This window comes from Cupriavidus sp. D39, from assembly GCF_026627925.1.
In the GTDB taxonomy this organism is placed as follows: Bacteria; Pseudomonadota; Gammaproteobacteria; order Burkholderiales; family Burkholderiaceae; genus Cupriavidus; species Cupriavidus ulmosensis.
Window position 1 is genome coordinate 362,169 of record NZ_JAPNLE010000007.1, and the last position, 19,016, is coordinate 381,184.

The following is a 19,016-nucleotide window of genomic DNA, read 5'->3' on the forward strand; positions in this document are numbered from 1 at the left end:
AAATCAATAGGTTACAAGACTGAAGCGCCAGATTTCGCACGCATAGTACGAATACGCCTACTACCGGACCCGGAAATGTTCCACCGTCTGCCCGGCATGGGCCGCCCTGGATAGCGTCAAGCAGGATGTCCGGTCGGTTTACCGACAAACAACTGGCCCGACGGCACAAAATGATTGTCGCCGCCCAGCAGCGCGTTTTACTTGCGTCTCCGATGACAGAAATCGTGTCGCAGCGTTGCTGGACACCCATCTAGGAAGCGGCTCTGGCCTGGCCGCGGGCCAATCCTGGCCTGTCGCCGAGCGAGGGCGCAGACCTTGAAACCCTGAGTCCTTGAAGCCCAAGGCAACGGCACGGATCACCTGGACTGCAGGTAGGCAGCCACAGCCCTGGCATCGTCGTAGCTCAGATCGTGTGCCACGGCGCTCATCACGGGCGAGTTCCCGCGCGAGCGGTTCCTGAACACCTCGATCTGGCGCAGCAGGTAAGCCTGGTGCTGCCCCGCCAGCCGTGGGAAGGCACCCGCGCCCTGGGCCTGGGCGCCGTGGCATGAGGCGCAGGCCGGCACCCCGCTGTCGGGGACGCCCTTCTCGAAGATGGCACGCCCCTTGTCCATCAGTTCGGGGGCGCCGGCCGCGCCTGGCGTCGCGGTCTGCCTTGCGTAATAGGCCGCCAGCGCCTGGATCGCCGCGTCGTCAAGCCGGGAGGCGACTCCCCACATATGCGTGCGCGCATCGGTTTCCCCGCGGCCATGCTCGCGAAACGCCTTGAGCTGCGTCCGCAGGTATTCGGGCGTCTGCCCATCCAGCCGCGGATACATCGGCGAATCGCTGTGGCCGTGCGGCCCATGACAGCTCGCGCATAGCTGCGCCAGCCTGGCGCTATCCTCGGGGCGCACGGGCGTCATAGTGAGCGCCATGCCGGCGGCAAGAAGCAAAAAATGCGTCCGCGCACTGGAGAAGGACAGTTTCATGGTCGTCTCAGGCCAGTAGGGTTGGGCAAGCGCCGGTCAGCTCAGAATGCGAACCAGGCAAGCAGATTCAAGGTGTTGTTATCGCTCGCGTTCCGGCCATTGCCATCGGAACCGGAACGCACGCCCCCGCGCCTGCAAAGCCATGCCGTCAGTGTAGGAAACGCCAGGGCGCTGCCGTTGACGTGGATCAAGCCGGTGCCAAACCGGACCAGCCGCCCGGCAACGGCGAAGTGCGTCATTCGCAAACGCGCGAAGCGGAATTTACAGACTCTTTATATGCGGGCGATACCCTTTACGCCAGTTCCACGCCCCATTTCTTAATCTGCTTACATGGGAACCGCGTGATGTATCCGATACCGGAACCGGATCCTCTCTATCTCTACAGGTATTAGAAAATGGTCAAGCTTCTCGTCCTCGCCGATGGCTCCGACAGCGCCCTGTCGGCTGTCCGGCATGCGGCCTTTCTGTTCCGAGAGGGCAGCGTCTCCGAAGTCATCCTGCTCGATGTACAGGCGCCAGTGGAACTCGGCCGCGCGACAGCGTTCCATTCGCTGTCCGAACTGCGGGCGATCGACGAGCGCGCGGAAGGCACCCGCGCCCTGTCCCAGGCATGCGAGATCCTCGACGATTCCGGCGTGAACTCTATGTGCCTGAGATCTGCACGTTGTAACCGCGATCCGCGTTCCCATCTCCGTCCCCGCAGGCTGCATCCGTCTCCTGCCAGCCTAGCAGGTTGAAACTTCCGCGCAAGCGCTGTTGGGCCATTCGCTCGACGCCCGCGAACTGGCACCCTGGTCGGCTGCGGCTGGCGCCGTGGATAGCGCACCGCCCCCGGCAGTAGCGGTGGCGGCTCGGTAAAGCAACCGGCGGCCTGCAGGTCGGCCAGGCTCAGCCCGTGCTGGGCCATCCGGATGCGGATCCAGGTGATCGCTTGCGCGCGCTCGATTTCGATCGACATGGTGGTGTAGGTGAAGCAATGTGGGGCGGCGCCGGATCCGGCGTTGTGCCGTCTTCTGGGAGCGTTGGACTTCAAGGTTGTCGAGAGATTACGGCTGTGAGAAACAGTGCCGGCGGGAAGACGTGACCGCCCTCGCTGCTTAAATTTTAGTCAAATCCGCAGAGACCGTCGGCTGTCTGCGCCCGCGCGGCTTGTCCACAGGCTTGTCCCCTCGTGCGGTGGACAAATCCCCGCCCTCGCCCCCTCAGGCCGGCCCGGGCTTGAACTTGGTGCGCGTCACCGGCACCCGGCGCTTGGCACCTACCAGGCGGCGCGTCGCGGTGGCTTGCGCATCGGCCCGCTCGGCACGCCGTACTGCCGTTTCCAGTTGCGCCCGCAGCCCGTCTTGGGCCGCCTGCCCTCGTCCGAGCGCCTGCTCTGCCTCCGCCAGTCGCCGGCTGAGCGTGTCGCGCTCTGCCTGCAACCGCGCCCGCGCCTCGGCGCCGGCCACGGCGGCGTCTTGCGCCCGTGCCTGCACGGCCGCCAGTTCGGTGCGCAGGTCCGCGACCGCCTGCTCGGCCTTCTGGCGCAGCGTGCGCTCCTGGTCGATCTCGCGCAGCGCGCGGCGCTCGGTGGCGCTGGCGCGTTCCTGCGCGACGGCCACCTGCTCGCGGGTGCGCTCCAGCTCCGTCGAGAATTGGGTACGCAGCTCCAGCAACTGCCGCTCGAGCGCCTCGACCTGGCGTACGCCCTCCTCGTGACGCGCCCGCGCGGCCGCGTGGGCCTGGCGCTCGGCCTCCAATTCGCCTTGCAGCGCCGCCCGTGCGCTCTGCGCCGCGTCGCGCTCGGCCTGCACAGCGGCGGTCTCCTGCTCGGCCACCACCACCGCGGCGCGCGCCTGGTCGCGCTGCGCTTGCGCCTCGCTCGCCTGCAACCGCGCTTCGGCCCGCAGCGCGGCCAGTTCGCCGGCGGCGGCCTCGTTGGCGGCCGACTGCACGGCGTTGGCGGCGATCGCCTTGAGCGCGTCCGGCAGCCCAGGGTGGTCGATGGTCACTCGCATCTTGTCGCGCAGGTCCTGCCAGAACTGCGCCAGCACCTCGGTGGGCGTGCCCATGCTGCCCTTGCGCACCACGCCGTAGAGCTTGTTGGCGGTGGGCGTGATGCCGTACCGGAAGAACAGCAGGACGCAGACCTCGCGGTAGAGCGCGCGGGTCTCGGGGAACTGCGTACGCAGGGTCGCCACGTCGGCGGCGAGCGTGGCCTGCAGGGCGGCGTCGGAAGACGCGTATTCGGCTATTTCTGCCCATCCCCCGAAAAGTGAAAATCTCCCGCCAGCCCCTGCCAGGCAAGGGCTCGCGGAGTGCGACTTGACCTGGTAGCGGCCCCGAGTGGGCCCTGCAACCTGCGCCCGGGGGATGTCAGATCGTGCGGGAGGTCAGAAGCTGTAACCTTGGTCGTGCCAGTAGTGCCAGTCAGAGACGGCAAGGCGCGTGCTCTGGTCGGCGCGGACGGGAACAAGCTGGGCAAGGGGCACGACGAGTTCACGCTGGTTGTAAAGTGCATGTACGAAGATGGCAACGCGGCACAACTGATCATGCGCGAGTCTGAGGACGGAGACTCTGTCACCTGAGCGCAGCGGGGAGGCTGCCATCGCCTGACGTACCCGCGCTTCGAATGGAAAGCTCAGACTGTCCTCGAGATGGCAGTACCACGCCATCGCGCATTCTTCTTCGGTGTACGCGTCGACCACGATCTCCATCGAGATGCGCTGTTCGTGTTGATTGTCGCCCGGTTTTGCCATTGGGGTTCGTGCTGGTCAGACCTCGACAATGCGTCGCGGCAAGGCCATTTTTATGTTCCCGTCCTGGTGCGGGATCGGGGCTTCGTCGCCGGTGCGACAACAGGTGGTGCGGCCGGGATCGGCTCGAAAAGCGCCTCGATGTCGTCAGCGGAGAACTTGACGGCGCCGGCGGCATCTTCCGACAGGATCGCGTTGGCAAGCGCCGCCTTCTGCTCCTGCATCGCGACGATTTTCTCCTCGACACTGCCGGCGGTGATCAGCTTGTAGACAAACACAGGCTTGTCCTGCCCGAGACGGTGCGCGCGGTCGGTGGCCTGATTTTCTACGGCGGGATTCCACCAGGGATCGTAGTGAATGACGGTGTCGGCCGCCGTCAGGTTCAGGCCAACGCCGCCGGCCTTCAAGCTGATCAGGAAAAGCGGCACCTCACCTTGCTTGAAGCGCTTGACCGGTGTGACGCGGTCGGTGGTATCCCCGGTCAGCATGACGTACGGAATTCCAGCTTTTTCCAGGGCCGCCGCAATGAGGTCAAGCATGCTGGTGAACTGCGAGAACAGCAGGATGCGGCGACCTTCCTCGATTAGTTCGGGCAGCATGTCGAGCAGTAGATCAAGCTTGGCCGATTCCTTGATCCGGGCCGCCTGTCTGATCTTGACGAGCCGCGGATCGCAGCAGACCTGGCGCAGCTTGAGCAACGCCTCCAGCACGATGATGTGGCTGCGCGCGAGGCCTTTTGCTGCGACGGCCGCACGGACCTTTTCCTGCATGGCGGCGCGCACCGTCTCGTACAGGTCACGCTGCGCGCCTTCGAGCTCGACCGTGCGCACAATCATCGTCTTCGCGGGCAACTCGGCGGCGACCTCATCCTTGCGCCGGCGCAGCATGAACGGTCGGATGCGTCGCGCGAGCAGTTCACGTCGAACAGCATCGCCGCCTTTCTCGATGGGCGTGCGCCAGCGGCGGGTGAAGTCCTGGCGGGTACCGAGGAAGCCAGGCAGCAGGAAGTCAAACTGGGCCCACAGTTCGCCGAGATGGTTCTCGAGCGGCGTGCCCGTCAGGCAAAGGCGGTGTCTTGCACGCAGTTCGCGGATGGTTGCTGCGGATTTGGTGGCGGCGTTCTTGACATACTGCGCCTCGTCCAGGATCAGCAGGTGAAAGTCGTGCTTGGCAAGAACTTCCTCGTCGCGCCACAGCAAGGCGTAGGTGGTCAGAATGAGATCGTGCTCGCCGATCTGGTCAAAGCGCTCGTGGCGTTGGGGCCCGTGCAGATCCAGGACGCGCAGCTTCGGCGTGAAGCGCTGCGCTTCCTCACACCAGTTGTGCATGAGGGTCGTTGGCACGACGATCAGCGCAGGCCGGTCCAGCCTGCCACGTTCCTTTTCAGTGAGGATGTGCGCAAGTGTCTGAATGGTCTTGCCAAGGCCCATATCGTCGGCGAGCACGCCGGACAGCTCGTGTTCGCGCAGGAACTGCATCCAGGCAAGCCCCTGGCGCTGGTAAGCACGCAGTTCGGCCTTCAGCCCACGCGGCACCGGCACATCTGTCACCCCAGGACCCGCCATCAGGCGTTGCGCGAGTTGCCGAATCGACGCATCGCCGTGAAATTGCCAGCGCCCGGTCTGATCCAGGGCATGGAGTCGTGCCGCATCCCACGCGGAAATGCGCATGCCGGAGCCGAGCGAGTCGAACAGGTCGATCAGCACGCGCACGACCGGCTTGAGCCGGTCGGCACGCAGGCGAAGCCGCTCGTTGCGGTCGGTTTTCAGGTCGATCGCTTCGTCGTCCGCGATGGTATCGAGCCTGCCCGACAGCCAGCGCTCATCGCGACGAAAGAGGTCTGCTAGCAGCGGCTCCAGGCGCACCGTGCGACCATTGACGGTAATGCCCATCTCGACGTCAAACCAGCCGTCGCCGGTCTGACGCAGGCTGCCGTCAATCGCATCGATCTCGATTACGTTGTGCCGAAATTCGTCGCTCATGACGACGCGCCAGCCGCTTGCCTGTAGTGCGGGTAGCACCAGCTTCACGAGATCCGGCCAGTCGTCGACATCTTCGGGGCCGAGGATGCCATCTGGAAACGGTTTGTAACCAAATGCACGGTTGGCCGGAATTTTTCTGAATCCGGCCTTTTGCAACTCGGTCAGACGTTTCCGCTCGAGATTGGCGTCTCTTTTGATCTGGATGACCTCGCTGCCAGCAGTGCGAACGAGGGTGGTGCTGCTGTGCGCCGGGAGGCTGTGGCCTGCGTAATCAAAGCTGACCGTCGCAAAATCCAGTGGCGACACTGACCAGGTCGGCAAGGTGTCAAGAGTCAGTACGGGCGTCGGTACGGTGTCGATCACCTGCACGGACGACGCGTCGGGCACGGGCGGCATGGGCAGGTCGGGGGCGACTTCACGCAACACATTGCCAACGAGCGCCGCCTCGTCCAGCGTGATGGCCGGCAACGACAGGAAATCCGTGACCTGTTCCGCTGGCCACGGCATGGCGAGTATGCCAGCTTCGCCAGAATGCGCGTCCACATACCAGCAGGGCTGGGTTGTCGTCAGCAACAGGGTGGCGGGTGGCTCGGCCTGCAAGACTGGCCGCACGCGCGTGTCGGGCTGCGCTTGCCAGGTCATCTTTGCGCCGCGCTCTGATCCGCAGTGCACCGGGCAGTGTGATCCGGGGTAGTGGGCGCCTGCGGGAGCAAAGGAAGTAAAGGCACGCCCGGTGGCGATGAGCTTTTCCAGGATGGCAGCGCCGGTTGTGCCCTGCAGAGCAAAACCACCTGTATAGGCGGCATGCGAGCGGCCCAGCCACAATCCGCGCAGGATAGACAGATCCTCCTCGGAAACAAATTTCGGCGGTTCGACCAGCGCTTTCTCGACGTTTTGCCACCGATCGTCGACCGAGCGAATCATACCGTCCGCCCCCACGCGGGCTTTGTAGAGGGAAATCTCGCAGCCGCGATACGATTGCCCGATCACATAGGCTAGTGCATGCGTGGCCTTGGCTGGCTTTTTCTTGGAAGCGGGATTGGCTGCCGTGCGTCGAGCGCGAAAATTTTCCAGCCAGGTCACCAGTTCCGCGCGCACGCCGGCGGCCGATGGCTTCGGCTGGTGGGCAAGGCCGGCGATCAGCAGCGCTGCCACGTGCTTGCAGTCAACGCCGACCGGACACGTGCATTCCCCTCCACCCACATGTCTTCGTCGATGTCGTGGAAATACGCACGCACGTCATACGGACGCGTATGGGTGCCTTGCACCAGTCCCGCCAAGGTATCCTCGTTGATCCAGCGCAACTCCGAGACAGCGCTCGCATAGGAGCGAGCCTTGGACACCGTGTGGGGGTCCAGCCATTCCGCGATTTGGCGGGGATCGTAGGAGACAGACATCGGCTGAGGGATTCAGAAGTTGACAACGCGGGGAGCATTCTACGCGGGGAGGCTCCCGGCCGGTACGGCAGCGGCTTCCGGTTCTGACCCCGCCTGAGTGGTCTGGGCATGCCGGCGGTCATCTTCGGCGTGCAAGTAGATCCCGGTCGTCTCGATCGAGGCGTGGCGAAGGTTCTTCTGGATAAAGCGGATATCGGTGCCGGCGTCAGCCTGATGCGAAGCCGCCGAGTGGCGCCTATGTCGTTGGGTACATAGGCGACACTATGTGCCCTTCCGGACTATGTCGGGTAACACGGACCAGTGCCTGAAGAATGCGTCGCCACGCCCGACTACCCAGCCAGTCGCACGACATAGGTTTCTCTTCTGACAAAGCCGCGGAGTTGGTCTGCCAGCTAGTAGCGTCCTGATTTGCGGTGTGGTCGGATGCCTTCTCAAGGGCCTGCGCATTCTTCTAAAGTGTTCCGTCAAGGGCGCGAACGGACTTTCACTCGGTCGTGAGAGAACGCCCGCTTATGAATGACGAAACTAATGACGCACTCCTTCCACGAAGCCAAGAGGCTGCTGTAGGAATAAAGACTATCTCTTTCCCATTCCAGCATTCGCCCCGCAAAATGCGGGCTATTGGAGGATTGCAAGACATAGTCAGGAAGGACACATAGTGCCGCAACCAGTGCGTCGAGGCCCGGCGCAGTGTGGCCGCGCCGATCGGATCGGTTGGCTCGAGTGTGTCGGCCGCCCGGCGGAACACTTCCTTGGCAATCAGGTAGATCGCCGTCGGCGTCAGGTGCCCCTTGGCGTCGCCGGCGATGCTCATGACGGCCGGCGTGCTTTCGGCCGGCAAGGGCATGGGTGCCAGATCATGGAATGCGCGGTAGCGCGCGAAGTCGGCCATGAGGGTGTCGGAGACTGGCACCTCGCCCTCGGCGCCACCCTTGCCGATGACGTGCAGCCACCAGCGGCCGCGACGCTGGAAGAAGTCCGCCGCCTGTGCGTTGGCGGCTTCGCTTGCCCGCAATGCGGTGTGGTACAGCAGCCGGATCAGCCATCGGCTGCGTTCGTAGTGCTGGCGCTCGCGGGCAGATGCCTGCGGCCAGGCCTCCATCGATTCCAGCACAACCTGCCAAAGCGCGTGATCGAGGTAACGTTCAATGCGGCGGATCCGTGCCGGCGTTGCCGAGGGCGAGCGCCGCAGCGCAAGCGGATTGCCGGCACCCGGCGGCCACCAGGTAATTGAGCAGCCCGCAAAGGATACCGAGGGCCTGGCGCCGGCTGCGCTCGGAGAGCGGCCCGTCGAACAGCCGCCGCGTGCCCCCGCGCCGTGGCAGGACGGGATCGGCCCAGTCTGCGGACGGTGCGGCAAGAAATTGCTCGTAAATCAGGAAATCTTCGCGCGTGAGGCTCGACAGCGGCTTGCCCAGCGTGCGCGTCGCCCAGACGAGCAGCCGCACCACCTCGAGGGTCGGCCGGGATTCGCAAAAATCCGCCACATCCCTGGCAACTCATTGATTTATCAAGGGAATCCAGCTTTTCCAGCACCCGGATGGCAGCGCCTGCCCCCAGCGAAGAACTCAATTTGCATCGGATGGTGCCTAGAGCGGCACATTTCCGCAGAGAGAGGCAGAAGGCAGAAGGCGTGAGTGCCTAGCCCGTCACCTGTCATCAAAGGCGGGCAAATTCCTTTCCCTGGCACGCACGCTGTTCGAGGGCGCCCGATATCGGCCTCGAGGGGAGGAGCAGTTTCTGAAGACTGGGAGTAGACCTTGGCTTCCCCAAATGGCGGCAGGACAATCTGCAACGATGACGAGGTCCGGTACACGCGGCGCATCAATCTGGAATTGGTGCGGCGCTAAGGATGCAGCCGATCCACGATACCGCCTATCCCGCGCTGCCGGCTGAGCTTACCGCCGCCGAACTGGAGGCTGCGTTCACGCCGACACCGACCGAAATCCGCTTCGCGCGCAGCCAGTCTCGTCGGGCCTCAACTTCTGTCCTGATTCGGACAACTCGCACGACGCCATCAAAAGGAACCCAACTATCGACATAAAGTTCAAATGTAAGGTTCGCCACACGAATTTGAACAGATTCACCGCTGCGCACAATCCGACGCCATCGCCAGCGAGTTGCCCACCGCCGGGCGGCGTCGTGGGCGACACAGGCGCCCCGCCGCCCGCCCGTGGGATTCACACATGGCATTGTCGTACGCGTCACCGACTGAGCCCATCGAGGGACGTACACCGGCCTCGCGGCAGCGCAGCCCGAACGCGATCGAAGTGTACTGACACCCCTGATCCGAATGATGGATGACGCCATCGGGCCGACGCTGCGCGAGGGCCATGTCCAACGCCTGCAGCATCAGGGCGGTACGCAAGTGGCTGTCCATAGCCCACCCGACGATGCGGCGGCTGTACACGTCGAGCACCACAGCCAGGTAGAAGAAGCCCACAGCGGTCGGAATGTAGGTGGCATCAGCGACCCACAGCCGATCTGGCGCCTCAGCCTGGAAGTGACGCTGCACCAGATCCGGCGCCGGGCGGGCCCAGGCGGCACGACGGGTGGTGGTGACCCAGCGGCGTCGGCTCACGCCGCGCAGGCCCGCTTCGCGCATCAGTCGGGCCACGCGCTTGCGCGCGACGTGGATGCCTTCGCGGGCTAGGACCGCGTGAATGCGCGGCATGCCATAGGTGCCGTGCGATCGCAGGTAAATGGCCCGGATGCGGGTAAGCAGTGCGGCATCCTGTTGTGCATGGGCCGAGGGCACGTGATGACACCACGCATGGAACCCGCTGCGCGAGACCTTGAGCAGCCGTGCCATGGTGGCCAAGGGCCAAGTGGCCTGATTCGCCTTCATGAATGCGAACCCTTGTCGGGTACTGTTCCGGTCTCCCGGGCAAACCAGGCCGCGGCTTTTGCCAGTATCTCTTTCTCCACCTCGAGCTGCTTGACCTTGCGGCGCAACCGCGTCAGTTCCTCGCGCTCGGCCGTGGTGAGGCCATCGTGACGCTTGCCGGTATCGCGATCTGCTTGCGCGACCCAGTTGTAAATGGTCTGCGCGGTGGGTTCAAATTCCTTGGCCAGGTCTTCCGGCGTACGGCCGGCATGGACGAGGTCAATCATCTGTTGCCGGAAGGCCGCGGCATACGGCATTCGATGCTTGTGCATGATGGGCACCTCCTTCGGTTCAAGATAGGCGGTGTCCAAAAAAGCGGGTCAACTCCAATAGGCAGGTTATCCGGCAGTCTTGATATGGGGCCGCAGCAGTGCCGGAGTCCTACAATGACTGTGGGCGCAGGGGCGGAAAGCAACACCGGGGCCGCTCGATCCCTCCTTTGAGCATGCGGTAATGGTGCTGCGCGGCGAAGCGGAGATTGAGGGCGAACGGATCGGGCCCGACACCGTGCTCTATCTCGGCAGCGCGCGGTCAAGCCGTGAGGTGAGTTGCCTCGTGGGTCCGACTCAGTTATTCCTCATCGGAGGCAAACCGTTCGAAGAGGAGATCCTGCTGTGGTGGAACTTCGTCGCGCGGAGTCTGGCGGAAATCGAGGCCGCAACGCTTGACTGGAACAGCAGGGCGCGGCGCTTCGGGGAGGTAACCAGACTGTCCAACGAAGCGGGGTAACCTCACTAGCATATAGCCTAACCGTGCTGCACTGCCGCTACACGCAGATGGAGTCCGGAGCGCTCACGACTGACTTCATATGAGGTTACGACCCGCTTATCCTGGGGAAACAGAATGTGCTTGCGCCGGATGAGAGCCAGGGTGGCCTCCCGGAAATCCTGTGCAGCGGAGCCGTCCGATGCACCGAGCACTGGGGTATTGCAGATGAATCGGTCAAGTTCGGCCTCTGCTTCGTCCGGCGTGTTGCTCGTCGAGGCAATGTTCCAGGCGATTACGCCCATGCCGACCAGCTTGCGCGTCCTATCGAGCGGCAGATCATCGCTGGCATACGGATCAATAAGGTTAATCAAGGCTGCCGAAATCTTGCCATACGGGTTGTATCCGGGAGCGAACGGGAGGTTGCTGAGCGATGCAGGCTGTGTTGATGCGACGGATTGCAGAGTTTTCTTGCGGCGGCTGGCTTTTCCCATTGGGGCCTCGTTCACGGAGTCAGGCGACTTGACGGCTGCCCGCGGTCCGGGGCGGCGGCTCACAGAGGATGGGAGCGTATCACGGCTTGTCGGGAAGGACATTGGGCGGCCCTGGTGATGGCCATAAGTGGCCCCGCCAGGGGCCGACCCTCACTCAGGCTATGACTGACAATCCGTGCTTCTGAACTACTTGCAGCAGTCGAGCTGCAATGCCGCTGGGCTTCTTATCGCCACGCTCCCATTGCTGGACCGTCGACGCACTAGTGTTCAGATAGTGTGCAAACACCGCTTGGCTAACCTTCACGTCTTTGCGAATGCGTGCGATAGCCTTGGCATCGAATTCGGGAGCCTTTTCGATGCACAGGTCGTCGTACTCACGCATGGTCTTCTTGCTGATGACCTTCATGTCGTAGAGGTCCGACGCCGCGCTATGGATTGCTTCAGACGCTGCGCTCTTAAACCGTGTCTTAGGCATTGCAAATCTCCACAAACTTCTTTGCTTCAACAAACTCGTCGACTTCAGCCATAGTTAACTTGCCGTAGTCCTTGGCAAGTTTCTTGAAGTCTTTCAGCTCTCGCTCATCAATGTTTTCCATATCCGACTTCGCGAACAGGAAGACAAACACCCAGAATTCCCCGATTTTATTGATGACGATTGAGCGCTGCGTGTTCTTACTGAGCCGCTTCTTCCAAACGTTGCCACCTAGATCATCGGCCTGACCTTCGATGAGTTGCTGCGCCGCTTTGCACAACTCTTTGTCCGTAATCCCGACATCCTTTGCCGCCTTGGTGAACCATTTGGTTTTGAAAACCCGCTGCGCGAGTGCCCTCATAGGCCGTTGCTGTTATTGGATGATGAATCATAGCACTATGTGTCATGCTATTCAACTACGTTGCACGCTTGCGAGGCATAGGCGGCGCGGGTCCGCGAGCGTCGGCTCGGCCTTCTGGCGCTGCGTGTGCTCAGCGCGCCGCGTGCGTCAACAGCATCGGCAGCTGCTTTCGATATATGTTTTAAGGACTACACCAAAAATGGTACCAGACGGGTACCAAATCGATAGCTATCAGATATCCTGGCTGCGACGCGCCTCAAGACGTCCCGTTGCCGATTCGAAAATGTTCCACCGTCTGCCCGGCATGGATCGCGCGCTGCAGCCAGTCCGGCATGGCGCCGCGGCCGTCCCAGCCCTGCCCGTGCGCGTTGCGATAGCGCACCGCCCCAGGCAACGTCGCCGGTGGCGGCTCGGCAAAACAGCCGGCGGCCTGCAGGTGGGCCAGCGTCAGGCCGTGCTGGGCCATCTGGATGCGGATCCAGGTAATCGCTTCGGCGCGCTCGATTTCGATCGACATCATTTTAGGTGCACAGATTTGAGGTAGCTGCGGAGCAGGATCCTGCATTGTCGTCTCGAAGACCGTTGGGCCTCCACATTGTGCCGGCGGCTCGCTGGTGTAAAGCCACCCGCCCGCATGGGGATTGGGAATCACGTGCCCACCCCTGCTCAAAAATGCATCAGGCCCGAGGGGCCCGCCGGGCATCTGATCCTCGCGCGGTTTGTCCACAGGCTTATCCCATCTCGCGGTGGACAAATCCTCGTCCTCGGACGCACCGTCAAGCGGGCCCCGGCTTGAACTTCGTCCGCGTCGCCGGCGCCCGGCGCTTGGCACCTACCAGGCGGCGCGTGGCGGTGGCTTCCGCATCGGCCCGCTCGGCGCGCCGTACTGCCGTTTCCAGTTGCGCCCGCAGCTCGTCTTGGGCCGCCTGCCCTCGTCCGAGCGCCTGCTCTGCCTCCGCCAGTCGCCGGCTGAGCGTGTCGCGCTCTGCCTGCAACCGCGCCCGCGCCTCGGCGCCGGCCACGGCGGCGTCTTGCGCCCGTGCCTGCACGGCCGCCAGTTCGGTGCGCAGGTCCGCGACCGCCTGCTCGGCCTTCTGGCGCAGCGTGCGCTCCTGGTCGATCTCGCGCAGCGCGCGGCGCTCGGTGGCCTCAGCGCGTTCCTGCGTCACCGCGACCTGCTCGCGGGTGCGTTCCAGCTCCGTCGAGAATTGGGTACGCAACTCAACCAGTTGCCGCTCGAGCGCCTCGACCTGGCGGGTTCCTGCCTCATGACGCGCCTGCGCGGCCGCGTGGGCCTGGCGTTCGGCCTCCAGTTCTCCCTGTAGGGGTAGCTTTGATTTCGGTGCAATTTGCGACGGTTCGCAAGCCCAGCATCAGCGCGGACGTGTCCTCGTAAGCTATTGATTAATAGAGGATTTTTGTTTGGCCATCGATCAACCGCAAACGGCGTCATTGCGAGTTCGATTTCAGCCCGCAGCGCTTGTTTTGGGTGCAGTTTGTGACGGCAGTAGTTGTCCGACGTAGCGCTCAACTGGGAAGCGGAAGACGCCCCGGAGATTGATGCCCTCTAGCCGTGTTGGGGCGATTCGCCCGAACGACTCGGGTGCCACGGGCTGCCGTCGTTTCACTTGCCGATCGAGCACTGTCTGCATCTGACCGGTATTCCACGCCATCACGATGTTAGCCAGCAAGCTTAGCGCGTCGGCGACGGCGTGCATCTCGTCGGCGCGCCTAGCCTGCGTGGGGGCGACTCGGCCTGTATAGATCGCCCGCTTTAGCGAGTTGACCGCCTCGCCGCGATTAAGCACGCGTAACAGCTCACGCCGGAACCCGGCATTGACGAAGTAGTCGGCAAGGAACGCGGTGCGCAGCAGCTTGCCTAACTGCACGCCGGCGTCATAGATAGGGTCGCCCCGTGCGGCCGAGCCGAATCGCGCTAGGGCTGCCACAGCGCTGGCGTGTCCCGACATCACGGAGGCTGTCAGGTGCACCAAAGGGTCCCACTGCGCCTCGATCGCAGCCAAATCCACATTGGCGAGACACACGGATGCGATCTCATCGGGAACAGCAACGCCGCGAGGTACGAAGAGACGACGCTGCTTGAGTTCTCGCAGTCGGGGACACAGGTCGAACCCAAGAAGCCTGGCCAGCGCCATTGCGAAGTCGGTATAGCCATGAGTGTCGACCGCCAATTGTGTGGTCTCGATTCGCTCCTGCCGCACAACGCCCTCGATCGCCGCGCCGGCCTGCCTTTCGTTGAGCACAATCGGCTGGGCGTGAAAGATCCCCCACCGATCTCGGACGTGAGTGTAGATACCTACCGAGGCGGTGTGGCGACGTGGGTCTTGCCGTGCCTGCCAGACGCGCTGGCTTGTCTCCAGGCTCATCATGTCCGAGGAGGCGAGATCCGACCGGCCCCAACTCGCCGCGATCGGATGGCGGTGCATGAACTCCAGAACTGCCTTACAGGCCTGAACCAGCCGCCTCTCATCTCCCGCCCAGCGCATGGCGTGGCGGATGCTCGTGGCTGACAATTGTGGAATCATCCTGGCACACTCGGCCGCCGTCAGACTCGTGCCATGCGCGAGGATGCCAGCGTAGACCATCAACAGTTCCTGCGCAGACCGGGGCTCGCGGCCGAGCATGATCCAGCTGAAGCGCGTCTGGGCGTCCACTGCCAAGATGACTTCCGGCAACTGAACATCGCCGATGTGGTGGTCAAGGCGGGTCCGCAGCCTTGAGACCTCGGGATCCTCTTCCTGTGCCGCTAGCGGTGCCAGGTGCAACTCGTCATCGACGCGTAGCGTGCCGGCGCGCGTCGCTACCGCGACCGCGGCAATGCCTGTGCGCACGCGCTCAAGCAACGGCCCGAGAAAGTCGGCAGCTTGGGCTGGCAGCGACAGCCGCGTATAGTGGCGCCGAGCTTCAGCCTGCCAACGCTCGGCTGGCAGGAACAAGCGCTCGCGACCTCGGAAGCTCAATGAATGCTCGATCCAGACTGAGCCGTTGCGAACGGCGCGGCGCAAGGCAAACAGGGTGGCGACTTCAAGTGCCCGGAAGGCGCGCTCGCGATCGGCACCGCTGATCGCATCGAGCCAGGCTGGCCCTAGGCAAGGGGCGGTCACGTCATCGGGTAAGCTTCGAACGGCCTTCGCATACAGGTGGCGCAGCTTGCCCAGAGCGTCAATTACCGGGTGTTCGCCGGTGGCTTGCCAGGGCAGCTTGGCGACGGCGACCAGTAACGCGCGTACGGGCCTGATGGCGTCGATCAGCCGCAGCCTGATCGCAGACGACCGGCTCGGTGTGCGCTGAGTGCGCTTGTCGGCCACCAATTGGGCCAGATGCGGGCGCAGCTCGGCATCCGGAATACTCCCATCGCTACTCAAGCTGGCCAGCTCGTCGAGCAGTTGCCGGTATTGTGCGGCCCAGTCGATGGGAGCCTTCACACCCTCCGCGCTCTGCCGCCATAGATCTGCCACCCGGCGCTGAAACATGAGGATCAGCTGGTCAGTGGCAGTGAGCAGGCAATATCGCAGGAAGCAGCCCAGCTCGACGGTGCGTGCCGGCTCCTTAATTCGTGCGCTGAGCGATGGGGACCGCGCCGCCAAGCGACGTGCAAAACGGCGCACCAAAACATCGTTGAGACCGAAACGATGGCGGTCGACGCCAATCTCGACTAGCCACTCGATACGTTCGAGCACTTCGGCGAACTGTCGCGTCGAGTGCTTCGCCGGGACCGCCCACAGCCAGTTCTGGACGTGCTGACCATCCGGTCGTGCTTGTTCCATTGCGGCTAGCCATCTTCGCCATGTCGCGGGAGGTACCGCCGAATGGATCGAGGCGCAGGCACCGGACTCAAGCTCGGTCAATGCCGCTGCGACAAGGCTTCGGATGGCGCGCTCATGCACGATGATCAGTCGATGCTGATACAGCCACTGGTGCGCATATGACAGCAGTCGGTCCCGATCGGCGCAATGCAGCACTTCATCACGCAGCGCCCGCACAAGGGCTCGACGTTGATGTACCGTTATCCAACGAAACCCGAGCGTCTGGCAGGCCAGCAGTTGATGGTCGGAGAGCGTTCGCCCACGCGCGTAGAGCGCCCGCAAGGACGCTAGATCCGGCGTATTGATGCCGAGTTCCGTGCCGAGGTGGCGAAGCAGGACTGGTGGCAGGATACTGAACGCATCCAATAGGCAGCCGCTCATGCGCAAAAAGCCAATGTGCAGCGCCAGGCCCAGCTTCATCGTTGGGCCGCGCCGTCGCCCGATCAGTTCGTGCTCGGCGTGGCTGTATGTGAAGAACGTCTGCAATTCGAAACTGCTGAGTTCACGCGGCACCTCGCGCGCGCCCAAAAAGGTGCTCTGCCAGCCTTGCATCTCGTGCGCCTCCCGTGCCTAGGGCCAAACAAGGTACGCCAAGCAGAAGCGAACAGCAAACCTCAAAAAATCAATAACTTAGGCATGAGCCCCCGCGTCGCTGCTGGGCTTGCGAACCGTCGCACATTGCACCGAAATCAAAGCTACCCCGCAAAGGGACATTTTCCCCCGCGCTTCCGTCGAACGATGGGCATGAGGTTTGGCAGCGAGACTTTAAGGGATCCTCTAGCGTGTTCTCGATACTGTTCACTTCGCAACACAGCGCGAGCCGGGTTACAGCATTCGGGTGCAGTGGATGTCGCGCAAGCTGATGGAGTTGCAGCAGCACGGACTTTCCCGTCGTCGCCGAGGTGGTCAAGGCTCTATCGCCTTACCGGTGCGAGCACATCAACCGGCTTGGGGACTACCTGCTGGATCTGCAGCGGCGGACTCCGGCCCTCGATCCAAGAATCGATTTTCTATTTAAATCAGCAACTTAGACGAGATGTGGCGGATTTTTTATGAATCCCGGCCAGCCCTCAAGACGGGCCGACTGATTGCTATCGAGAATGCTGTTAACCGGTGGCGCCTACAAACCTTGTGACCATCGCACCAATTCCGGTCGACCTCCTCCGTATCCCTGAACCGAAGGAGGCCATACAGCGTGCGCAGGCAGCATCAGTTCATACGTAACCTGTGGCGCGCGCCGGTCTTACCCACCTCCGCCTTCAGCGAGGGGGCGGCATGCCACAATCAATCGCCAATCCGCTGTCCGATGCACCTTTCGAACACCGCTTCCAGCGGGCGGTAGTCGCACACGACCGCCGCGACATTGGCGTCGATCCACTCGGACGCTTCGACGGCCCACCAACTGATTTCGAAGCCGACATTGACGATGATGTGCTCGAATAGGATGCGCTGGGCGCGCCCGTTCCCTTCCCTGAAGGGGTGGATCATGTTGAGGTCACCGAAATGCTCAGCCATGGCGCAGACCAGCTGAGGGCGCTCCCAATCCTCGAACCATGCTCGCCGCGCCATGGCGCGGAAGATCTTGTCAGCCTCCGGCTCGATTCGGCTGACGTTGCAAAAGCGTGTGCTTCCCTTCGAGATGTCGATGGTGCGAAAATCGCCCGCCCAGTCGTAGACATCGAGAAACAGCGTGTGGTGGATATGCTTCAGGTAGGCCAGATCGTAAGGGGAAGCGAGAAATCGATCTGGCTAGCGGCAATCTCGGAGAGATCACGCTCGGCTTGCGCAAGCAGCGCATCGTTCTGGATGCCCAGCCGGTTACGCAGTATGTGCGTCTCCGGGTAGCAGTACGGATCCTGGCCGGTGCCGTACTTGTCCAAGGTCAGGCTGGTTTGCGATAGGTTTGCAGCACAGCTTCACGCGAAGGTAGCTTGCGCTTTGACTCAGCTGGCGTGACGTCGTAGCCCTCAAGACGCAGGCTTGCAGCATAGTTGGAACGGCGCGTCTTGGCGCAGTAGGCGAGCTTGGCTTGCAGGTCGGGTTTCTTCACAGGAAACAGCTCGTTTGCAGTTTGCAGATGACGGTTCCCATTATAACGGACCGCGTACGAACGCGTACCAATCCTCACCCACTGGGCAGTGGCGCATACTGCACCGCTCGTTAACCGCTCGATTTCAGATCGGAACTCCCCTTCACGGCGCGCCCCGTGACTCCCGCGACTGGCACGCGGAAATGTTCCACGGTCTGCCCGGCGTGGATCGCCCGCTGCAACCAGTCCGGCATGGCGCCGCGGCCGTCCCAGCCCTGCCCGTGCGCGTTGCGGTAGCGCACCGCTCCTGGCGTTGGAGTCGGCGGCGGCTCGGCAAAGCAGCCGGCGGCCTGCAGGTCGGCCAGGGTCAGTCCGTGCTGGGCCATCTGGATGCGGATCCAGGTAATCGCTTGCGCGCGCTCGATTTCGATCGACATGATGTAGGTGAATGGCTTTGGGGCGGCGCCGGATCCGGCGTGGTGCCGTCTGGCGGCAGCGTTGGATCGGGGTTGTTCCAGATGATGGCTGCAGTGGGAATCCGCGCTGGCGCGCCAAATTGCTTAAATTTTAGTCAAACCCGCTGATGCCGTCGGCACTCGGCCCCCGCGCGGCTTGTCCGCAGGCTTGTCCGTGTGTGCGGTGGATAAATGCCATCCGACCCCCGCCCCCTCAGGCTGGCCCGGGCTTGAACTTGGTGCGCGTCACCGGCGCCCCGCGCCTAAGCGATACCAGGCGGCGCGTGGCGGTGGCTTCCGCATTGGCCCGCTCGGCGCGCCGTACTGCCATCTCCAGCTCCGCCCGCAGCTCTTCTTGTGCCGCCTGCCCTCGCTCGAGCGCCTGTTCCGCCTCCGCCAGTTGCCGACTGAGCGTGTCGCGCTCGGCCTGCAACCGAGCCCGCGCCTCGGCACCAGTCACGGCGGCGTCTTGCGCCCTCACCTGCACGGCCGCCAGTTCGGTACGCAGGTCCGCGAGCGCCTGCTCGGCCTTCTGCCGCAGCGTGCGCTCCTGGTCGATCTCGCGCAGCGCGCGGCGCTCGGTGGCGCTGGCGCGCTCCTGCGCCACCACCACCTGCTCGCGGGTGCGCTCCAGGTCCGCCGAGAACTGCGTATGCATCTCGCCCAGTTGTCGCTCCAGCGCCTCGACCTGGCGCTTGCTC

At 63.3% G+C, this 19,016-nt stretch carries 19 protein-coding genes and 4 pseudogenes; 3 read left to right on the forward strand and 20 right to left on the reverse strand.

From position 1 onward, the window contains the following. Positions 1 to 356: 356 nt before the first annotated feature. Complete coding sequence (locus OMK73_RS08810) at positions 357 to 917, reverse strand: c-type cytochrome (protein ID WP_267602070.1); 561 nt, start codon at positions 915 to 917, stop codon at positions 357 to 359. Positions 918 to 1,012: 95 nt separating this feature from the next. Beyond that, positions 1,013 to 1,210: a hypothetical protein gene (locus tag OMK73_RS08815; protein ID WP_267601679.1), complete on the reverse strand. Its 198-nt coding sequence runs from the start codon at positions 1,208 to 1,210 to the stop codon at positions 1,013 to 1,015. 156 nt (positions 1,211 to 1,366) lie between these two features. On the opposite strand from OMK73_RS08815, the gene OMK73_RS08820 reads away from it, so the two are divergent. After that, positions 1,367 to 1,708 (forward strand): hypothetical protein, encoded by a 342-nt coding sequence (locus tag OMK73_RS08820; RefSeq protein ID WP_267601680.1) that lies wholly within the window; start codon positions 1,367 to 1,369, stop codon positions 1,706 to 1,708. A gap of 465 nt (positions 1,709 to 2,173) precedes the next feature. Here OMK73_RS08820 and OMK73_RS08825 read toward each other — a convergent pair whose 3' ends face one another. The 7 genes and pseudogenes from OMK73_RS08825 to OMK73_RS08855 form a co-directional block, all read right to left on the reverse strand. Then, positions 2,174 to 3,151, reverse strand: a complete 978-nt coding sequence (locus tag OMK73_RS08825; RefSeq protein ID WP_267601681.1) for a DNA-binding protein — start codon at positions 3,149 to 3,151, stop codon at positions 2,174 to 2,176. A gap of 192 nt (positions 3,152 to 3,343) precedes the next feature. Further along, positions 3,344 to 3,709 (reverse strand): calcium-binding protein, encoded by a 366-nt coding sequence (locus tag OMK73_RS08830; RefSeq protein ID WP_267601682.1) that lies wholly within the window; start codon positions 3,707 to 3,709, stop codon positions 3,344 to 3,346. A 50-nt stretch (positions 3,710 to 3,759) separates the two neighbouring features. Next, positions 3,760 to 7,085 (reverse strand): annotated as a pseudogene (locus OMK73_RS08835) (SNF2-related protein). Between the two features lie 39 nt (positions 7,086 to 7,124). After that, positions 7,125 to 7,307: pseudogene (locus OMK73_RS08840) on the reverse strand (site-specific integrase); the annotation flags it as partial. Positions 7,308 to 7,743: 436 nt separating this feature from the next. Further along, positions 7,744 to 8,539, reverse strand: a pseudogene (locus OMK73_RS08845) (tyrosine-type recombinase/integrase); the annotation flags it as partial. 629 nt (positions 8,540 to 9,168) lie between these two features. Continuing rightward, a complete protein-coding gene (locus OMK73_RS08850) occupies positions 9,169 to 9,933 on the reverse strand; it encodes an IS3 family transposase (RefSeq protein ID WP_267601683.1) in 765 nt (254 codons plus the stop codon). Beyond that, positions 9,930 to 10,283 carry a transposase gene (locus OMK73_RS08855; protein WP_267601684.1) on the reverse strand — a complete coding sequence of 118 codons (354 nt, stop codon included), beginning with the start codon at positions 10,281 to 10,283 and terminating at the stop codon, positions 9,930 to 9,932. Before OMK73_RS08855 ends, OMK73_RS08850 begins: the two co-directional genes overlap by 4 nt. Positions 10,284 to 10,362: 79 nt before the next feature. Between OMK73_RS08855 and OMK73_RS08860 the strand changes: the two genes are divergently transcribed. After that, positions 10,363 to 10,701 (forward strand): pirin-like C-terminal cupin domain-containing protein, encoded by a 339-nt coding sequence (locus tag OMK73_RS08860; RefSeq protein ID WP_267602071.1) that lies wholly within the window; start codon positions 10,363 to 10,365, stop codon positions 10,699 to 10,701. Between the two features lie 17 nt (positions 10,702 to 10,718). Here OMK73_RS08860 and OMK73_RS08865 read toward each other — a convergent pair whose 3' ends face one another. The 6 genes from OMK73_RS08865 to OMK73_RS08890 form a co-directional block, all read right to left on the reverse strand. Further along, the gene (locus OMK73_RS08865) at positions 10,719 to 11,171 is read right to left on the reverse strand and encodes a hypothetical protein (protein WP_267601685.1); all 453 of its coding nucleotides are present in this window, start codon (positions 11,169 to 11,171) and stop codon (positions 10,719 to 10,721) included. 154 nt (positions 11,172 to 11,325) lie between these two features. Beyond that, positions 11,326 to 11,646 (reverse strand): helix-turn-helix domain-containing protein, encoded by a 321-nt coding sequence (locus OMK73_RS08870; protein ID WP_267600531.1) that lies wholly within the window; start codon positions 11,644 to 11,646, stop codon positions 11,326 to 11,328. Beyond that, positions 11,639 to 12,004 (reverse strand): type II toxin-antitoxin system RelE/ParE family toxin, encoded by a 366-nt coding sequence (locus OMK73_RS08875; RefSeq protein WP_267601686.1) that lies wholly within the window; start codon positions 12,002 to 12,004, stop codon positions 11,639 to 11,641. Before OMK73_RS08875 ends, OMK73_RS08870 begins: the two co-directional genes overlap by 8 nt. Before the next feature lie 256 nt (positions 12,005 to 12,260). After that, positions 12,261 to 12,521 (reverse strand): H-NS family nucleoid-associated regulatory protein, encoded by a 261-nt coding sequence (locus OMK73_RS08880; protein WP_267602072.1) that lies wholly within the window; start codon positions 12,519 to 12,521, stop codon positions 12,261 to 12,263. Between the two features lie 259 nt (positions 12,522 to 12,780). Beyond that, positions 12,781 to 13,224, reverse strand: coding sequence for a hypothetical protein (locus tag OMK73_RS08885; protein WP_267601687.1), 444 nt, complete (start codon positions 13,222 to 13,224; stop codon positions 12,781 to 12,783). Between the two features lie 246 nt (positions 13,225 to 13,470). Beyond that, positions 13,471 to 16,383 carry a Tn3 family transposase gene (locus OMK73_RS08890; RefSeq protein WP_267601688.1) on the reverse strand — a complete coding sequence of 971 codons (2,913 nt, stop codon included), beginning with the start codon at positions 16,381 to 16,383 and terminating at the stop codon, positions 13,471 to 13,473. Between the two features lie 286 nt (positions 16,384 to 16,669). Here OMK73_RS08890 and OMK73_RS38990 point away from each other — a divergent pair. Next, positions 16,670 to 16,862, forward strand: a pseudogene (locus OMK73_RS38990) (Tn3 family transposase); the annotation flags it as partial. Positions 16,863 to 17,115: 253 nt separating this feature from the next. Here OMK73_RS38990 and OMK73_RS08895 read toward each other — a convergent pair. From OMK73_RS08895 to OMK73_RS08915, 5 genes are all read right to left on the reverse strand, one after another. Beyond that, positions 17,116 to 17,550 carry a Fic/DOC family protein gene (locus tag OMK73_RS08895; protein WP_324291714.1) on the reverse strand — a complete coding sequence of 145 codons (435 nt, stop codon included), beginning with the start codon at positions 17,548 to 17,550 and terminating at the stop codon, positions 17,116 to 17,118. Continuing rightward, positions 17,538 to 17,711: a hypothetical protein gene (locus OMK73_RS08900; protein WP_267601689.1), complete on the reverse strand. Its 174-nt coding sequence runs from the start codon at positions 17,709 to 17,711 to the stop codon at positions 17,538 to 17,540. Before OMK73_RS08900 ends, OMK73_RS08895 begins: the two co-directional genes overlap by 13 nt. Positions 17,712 to 17,713: 2 nt before the next feature. Then, a complete protein-coding gene (locus OMK73_RS08905; RefSeq protein WP_183030998.1) occupies positions 17,714 to 17,881 on the reverse strand; it encodes a YhfG family protein in 168 nt (55 codons plus the stop codon). A 110-nt stretch (positions 17,882 to 17,991) separates the two neighbouring features. Beyond that, complete coding sequence (locus OMK73_RS08910) at positions 17,992 to 18,297, reverse strand: H-NS family nucleoid-associated regulatory protein (RefSeq protein WP_267601690.1); 306 nt, start codon at positions 18,295 to 18,297, stop codon at positions 17,992 to 17,994. A 232-nt stretch (positions 18,298 to 18,529) separates the two neighbouring features. Continuing rightward, positions 18,530 to 18,973, reverse strand: coding sequence for a hypothetical protein (locus OMK73_RS08915; protein ID WP_267601691.1), 444 nt, complete (start codon positions 18,971 to 18,973; stop codon positions 18,530 to 18,532). Positions 18,974 to 19,016 lie beyond the last annotated feature (43 nt).

What these genes read in the sequence shown, in the direction of transcription:
- OMK73_RS08815 (WP_267601679.1), bottom strand. Translation starts at nt 1,210, where the DNA reads ATGACGCACTTCGCCGTTGCCGGGCGGCTGGTCCGGTTTGGCACCGGC.
- OMK73_RS08810 (WP_267602070.1), bottom strand. Translation starts at nt 917, where the DNA reads ATGGCGCTCACTATGACGCCCGTGCGCCCCGAGGATAGCGCCAGGCTG.
- OMK73_RS08830 (WP_267601682.1), bottom strand. Translation starts at nt 3,709, where the DNA reads ATGGCAAAACCGGGCGACAATCAACACGAACAGCGCATCTCGATGGAG.
- OMK73_RS08880 (WP_267602072.1), bottom strand. Translation starts at nt 12,521, where the DNA reads ATGTCGATCGAAATCGAGCGCGCCGAAGCGATTACCTGGATCCGCATC.
- OMK73_RS08870 (WP_267600531.1), bottom strand. Translation starts at nt 11,646, where the DNA reads ATGCCTAAGACACGGTTTAAGAGCGCAGCGTCTGAAGCAATCCATAGC.
- OMK73_RS08875 (WP_267601686.1), bottom strand. Translation starts at nt 12,004, where the DNA reads ATGAGGGCACTCGCGCAGCGGGTTTTCAAAACCAAATGGTTCACCAAG.
- OMK73_RS08910 (WP_267601690.1), bottom strand. Translation starts at nt 18,297, where the DNA reads ATGTCGATCGAAATCGAGCGCGCGCAAGCGATTACCTGGATCCGCATC.
- OMK73_RS08890 (WP_267601688.1), bottom strand. Translation starts at nt 16,383, where the DNA reads ATGCAAGGCTGGCAGAGCACCTTTTTGGGCGCGCGCGAGGTGCCGCGT.
- OMK73_RS08820 (WP_267601680.1), top strand. Translation starts at nt 1,367, where the DNA reads ATGGTCAAGCTTCTCGTCCTCGCCGATGGCTCCGACAGCGCCCTGTCG.
- OMK73_RS08915 (WP_267601691.1), bottom strand. Translation starts at nt 18,973, where the DNA reads ATGCATACGCAGTTCTCGGCGGACCTGGAGCGCACCCGCGAGCAGGTG.
- OMK73_RS08865 (WP_267601685.1), bottom strand. Translation starts at nt 11,171, where the DNA reads ATGGGAAAAGCCAGCCGCCGCAAGAAAACTCTGCAATCCGTCGCATCA.
- OMK73_RS08850 (WP_267601683.1), bottom strand. Translation starts at nt 9,933, where the DNA reads ATGAAGGCGAATCAGGCCACTTGGCCCTTGGCCACCATGGCACGGCTG.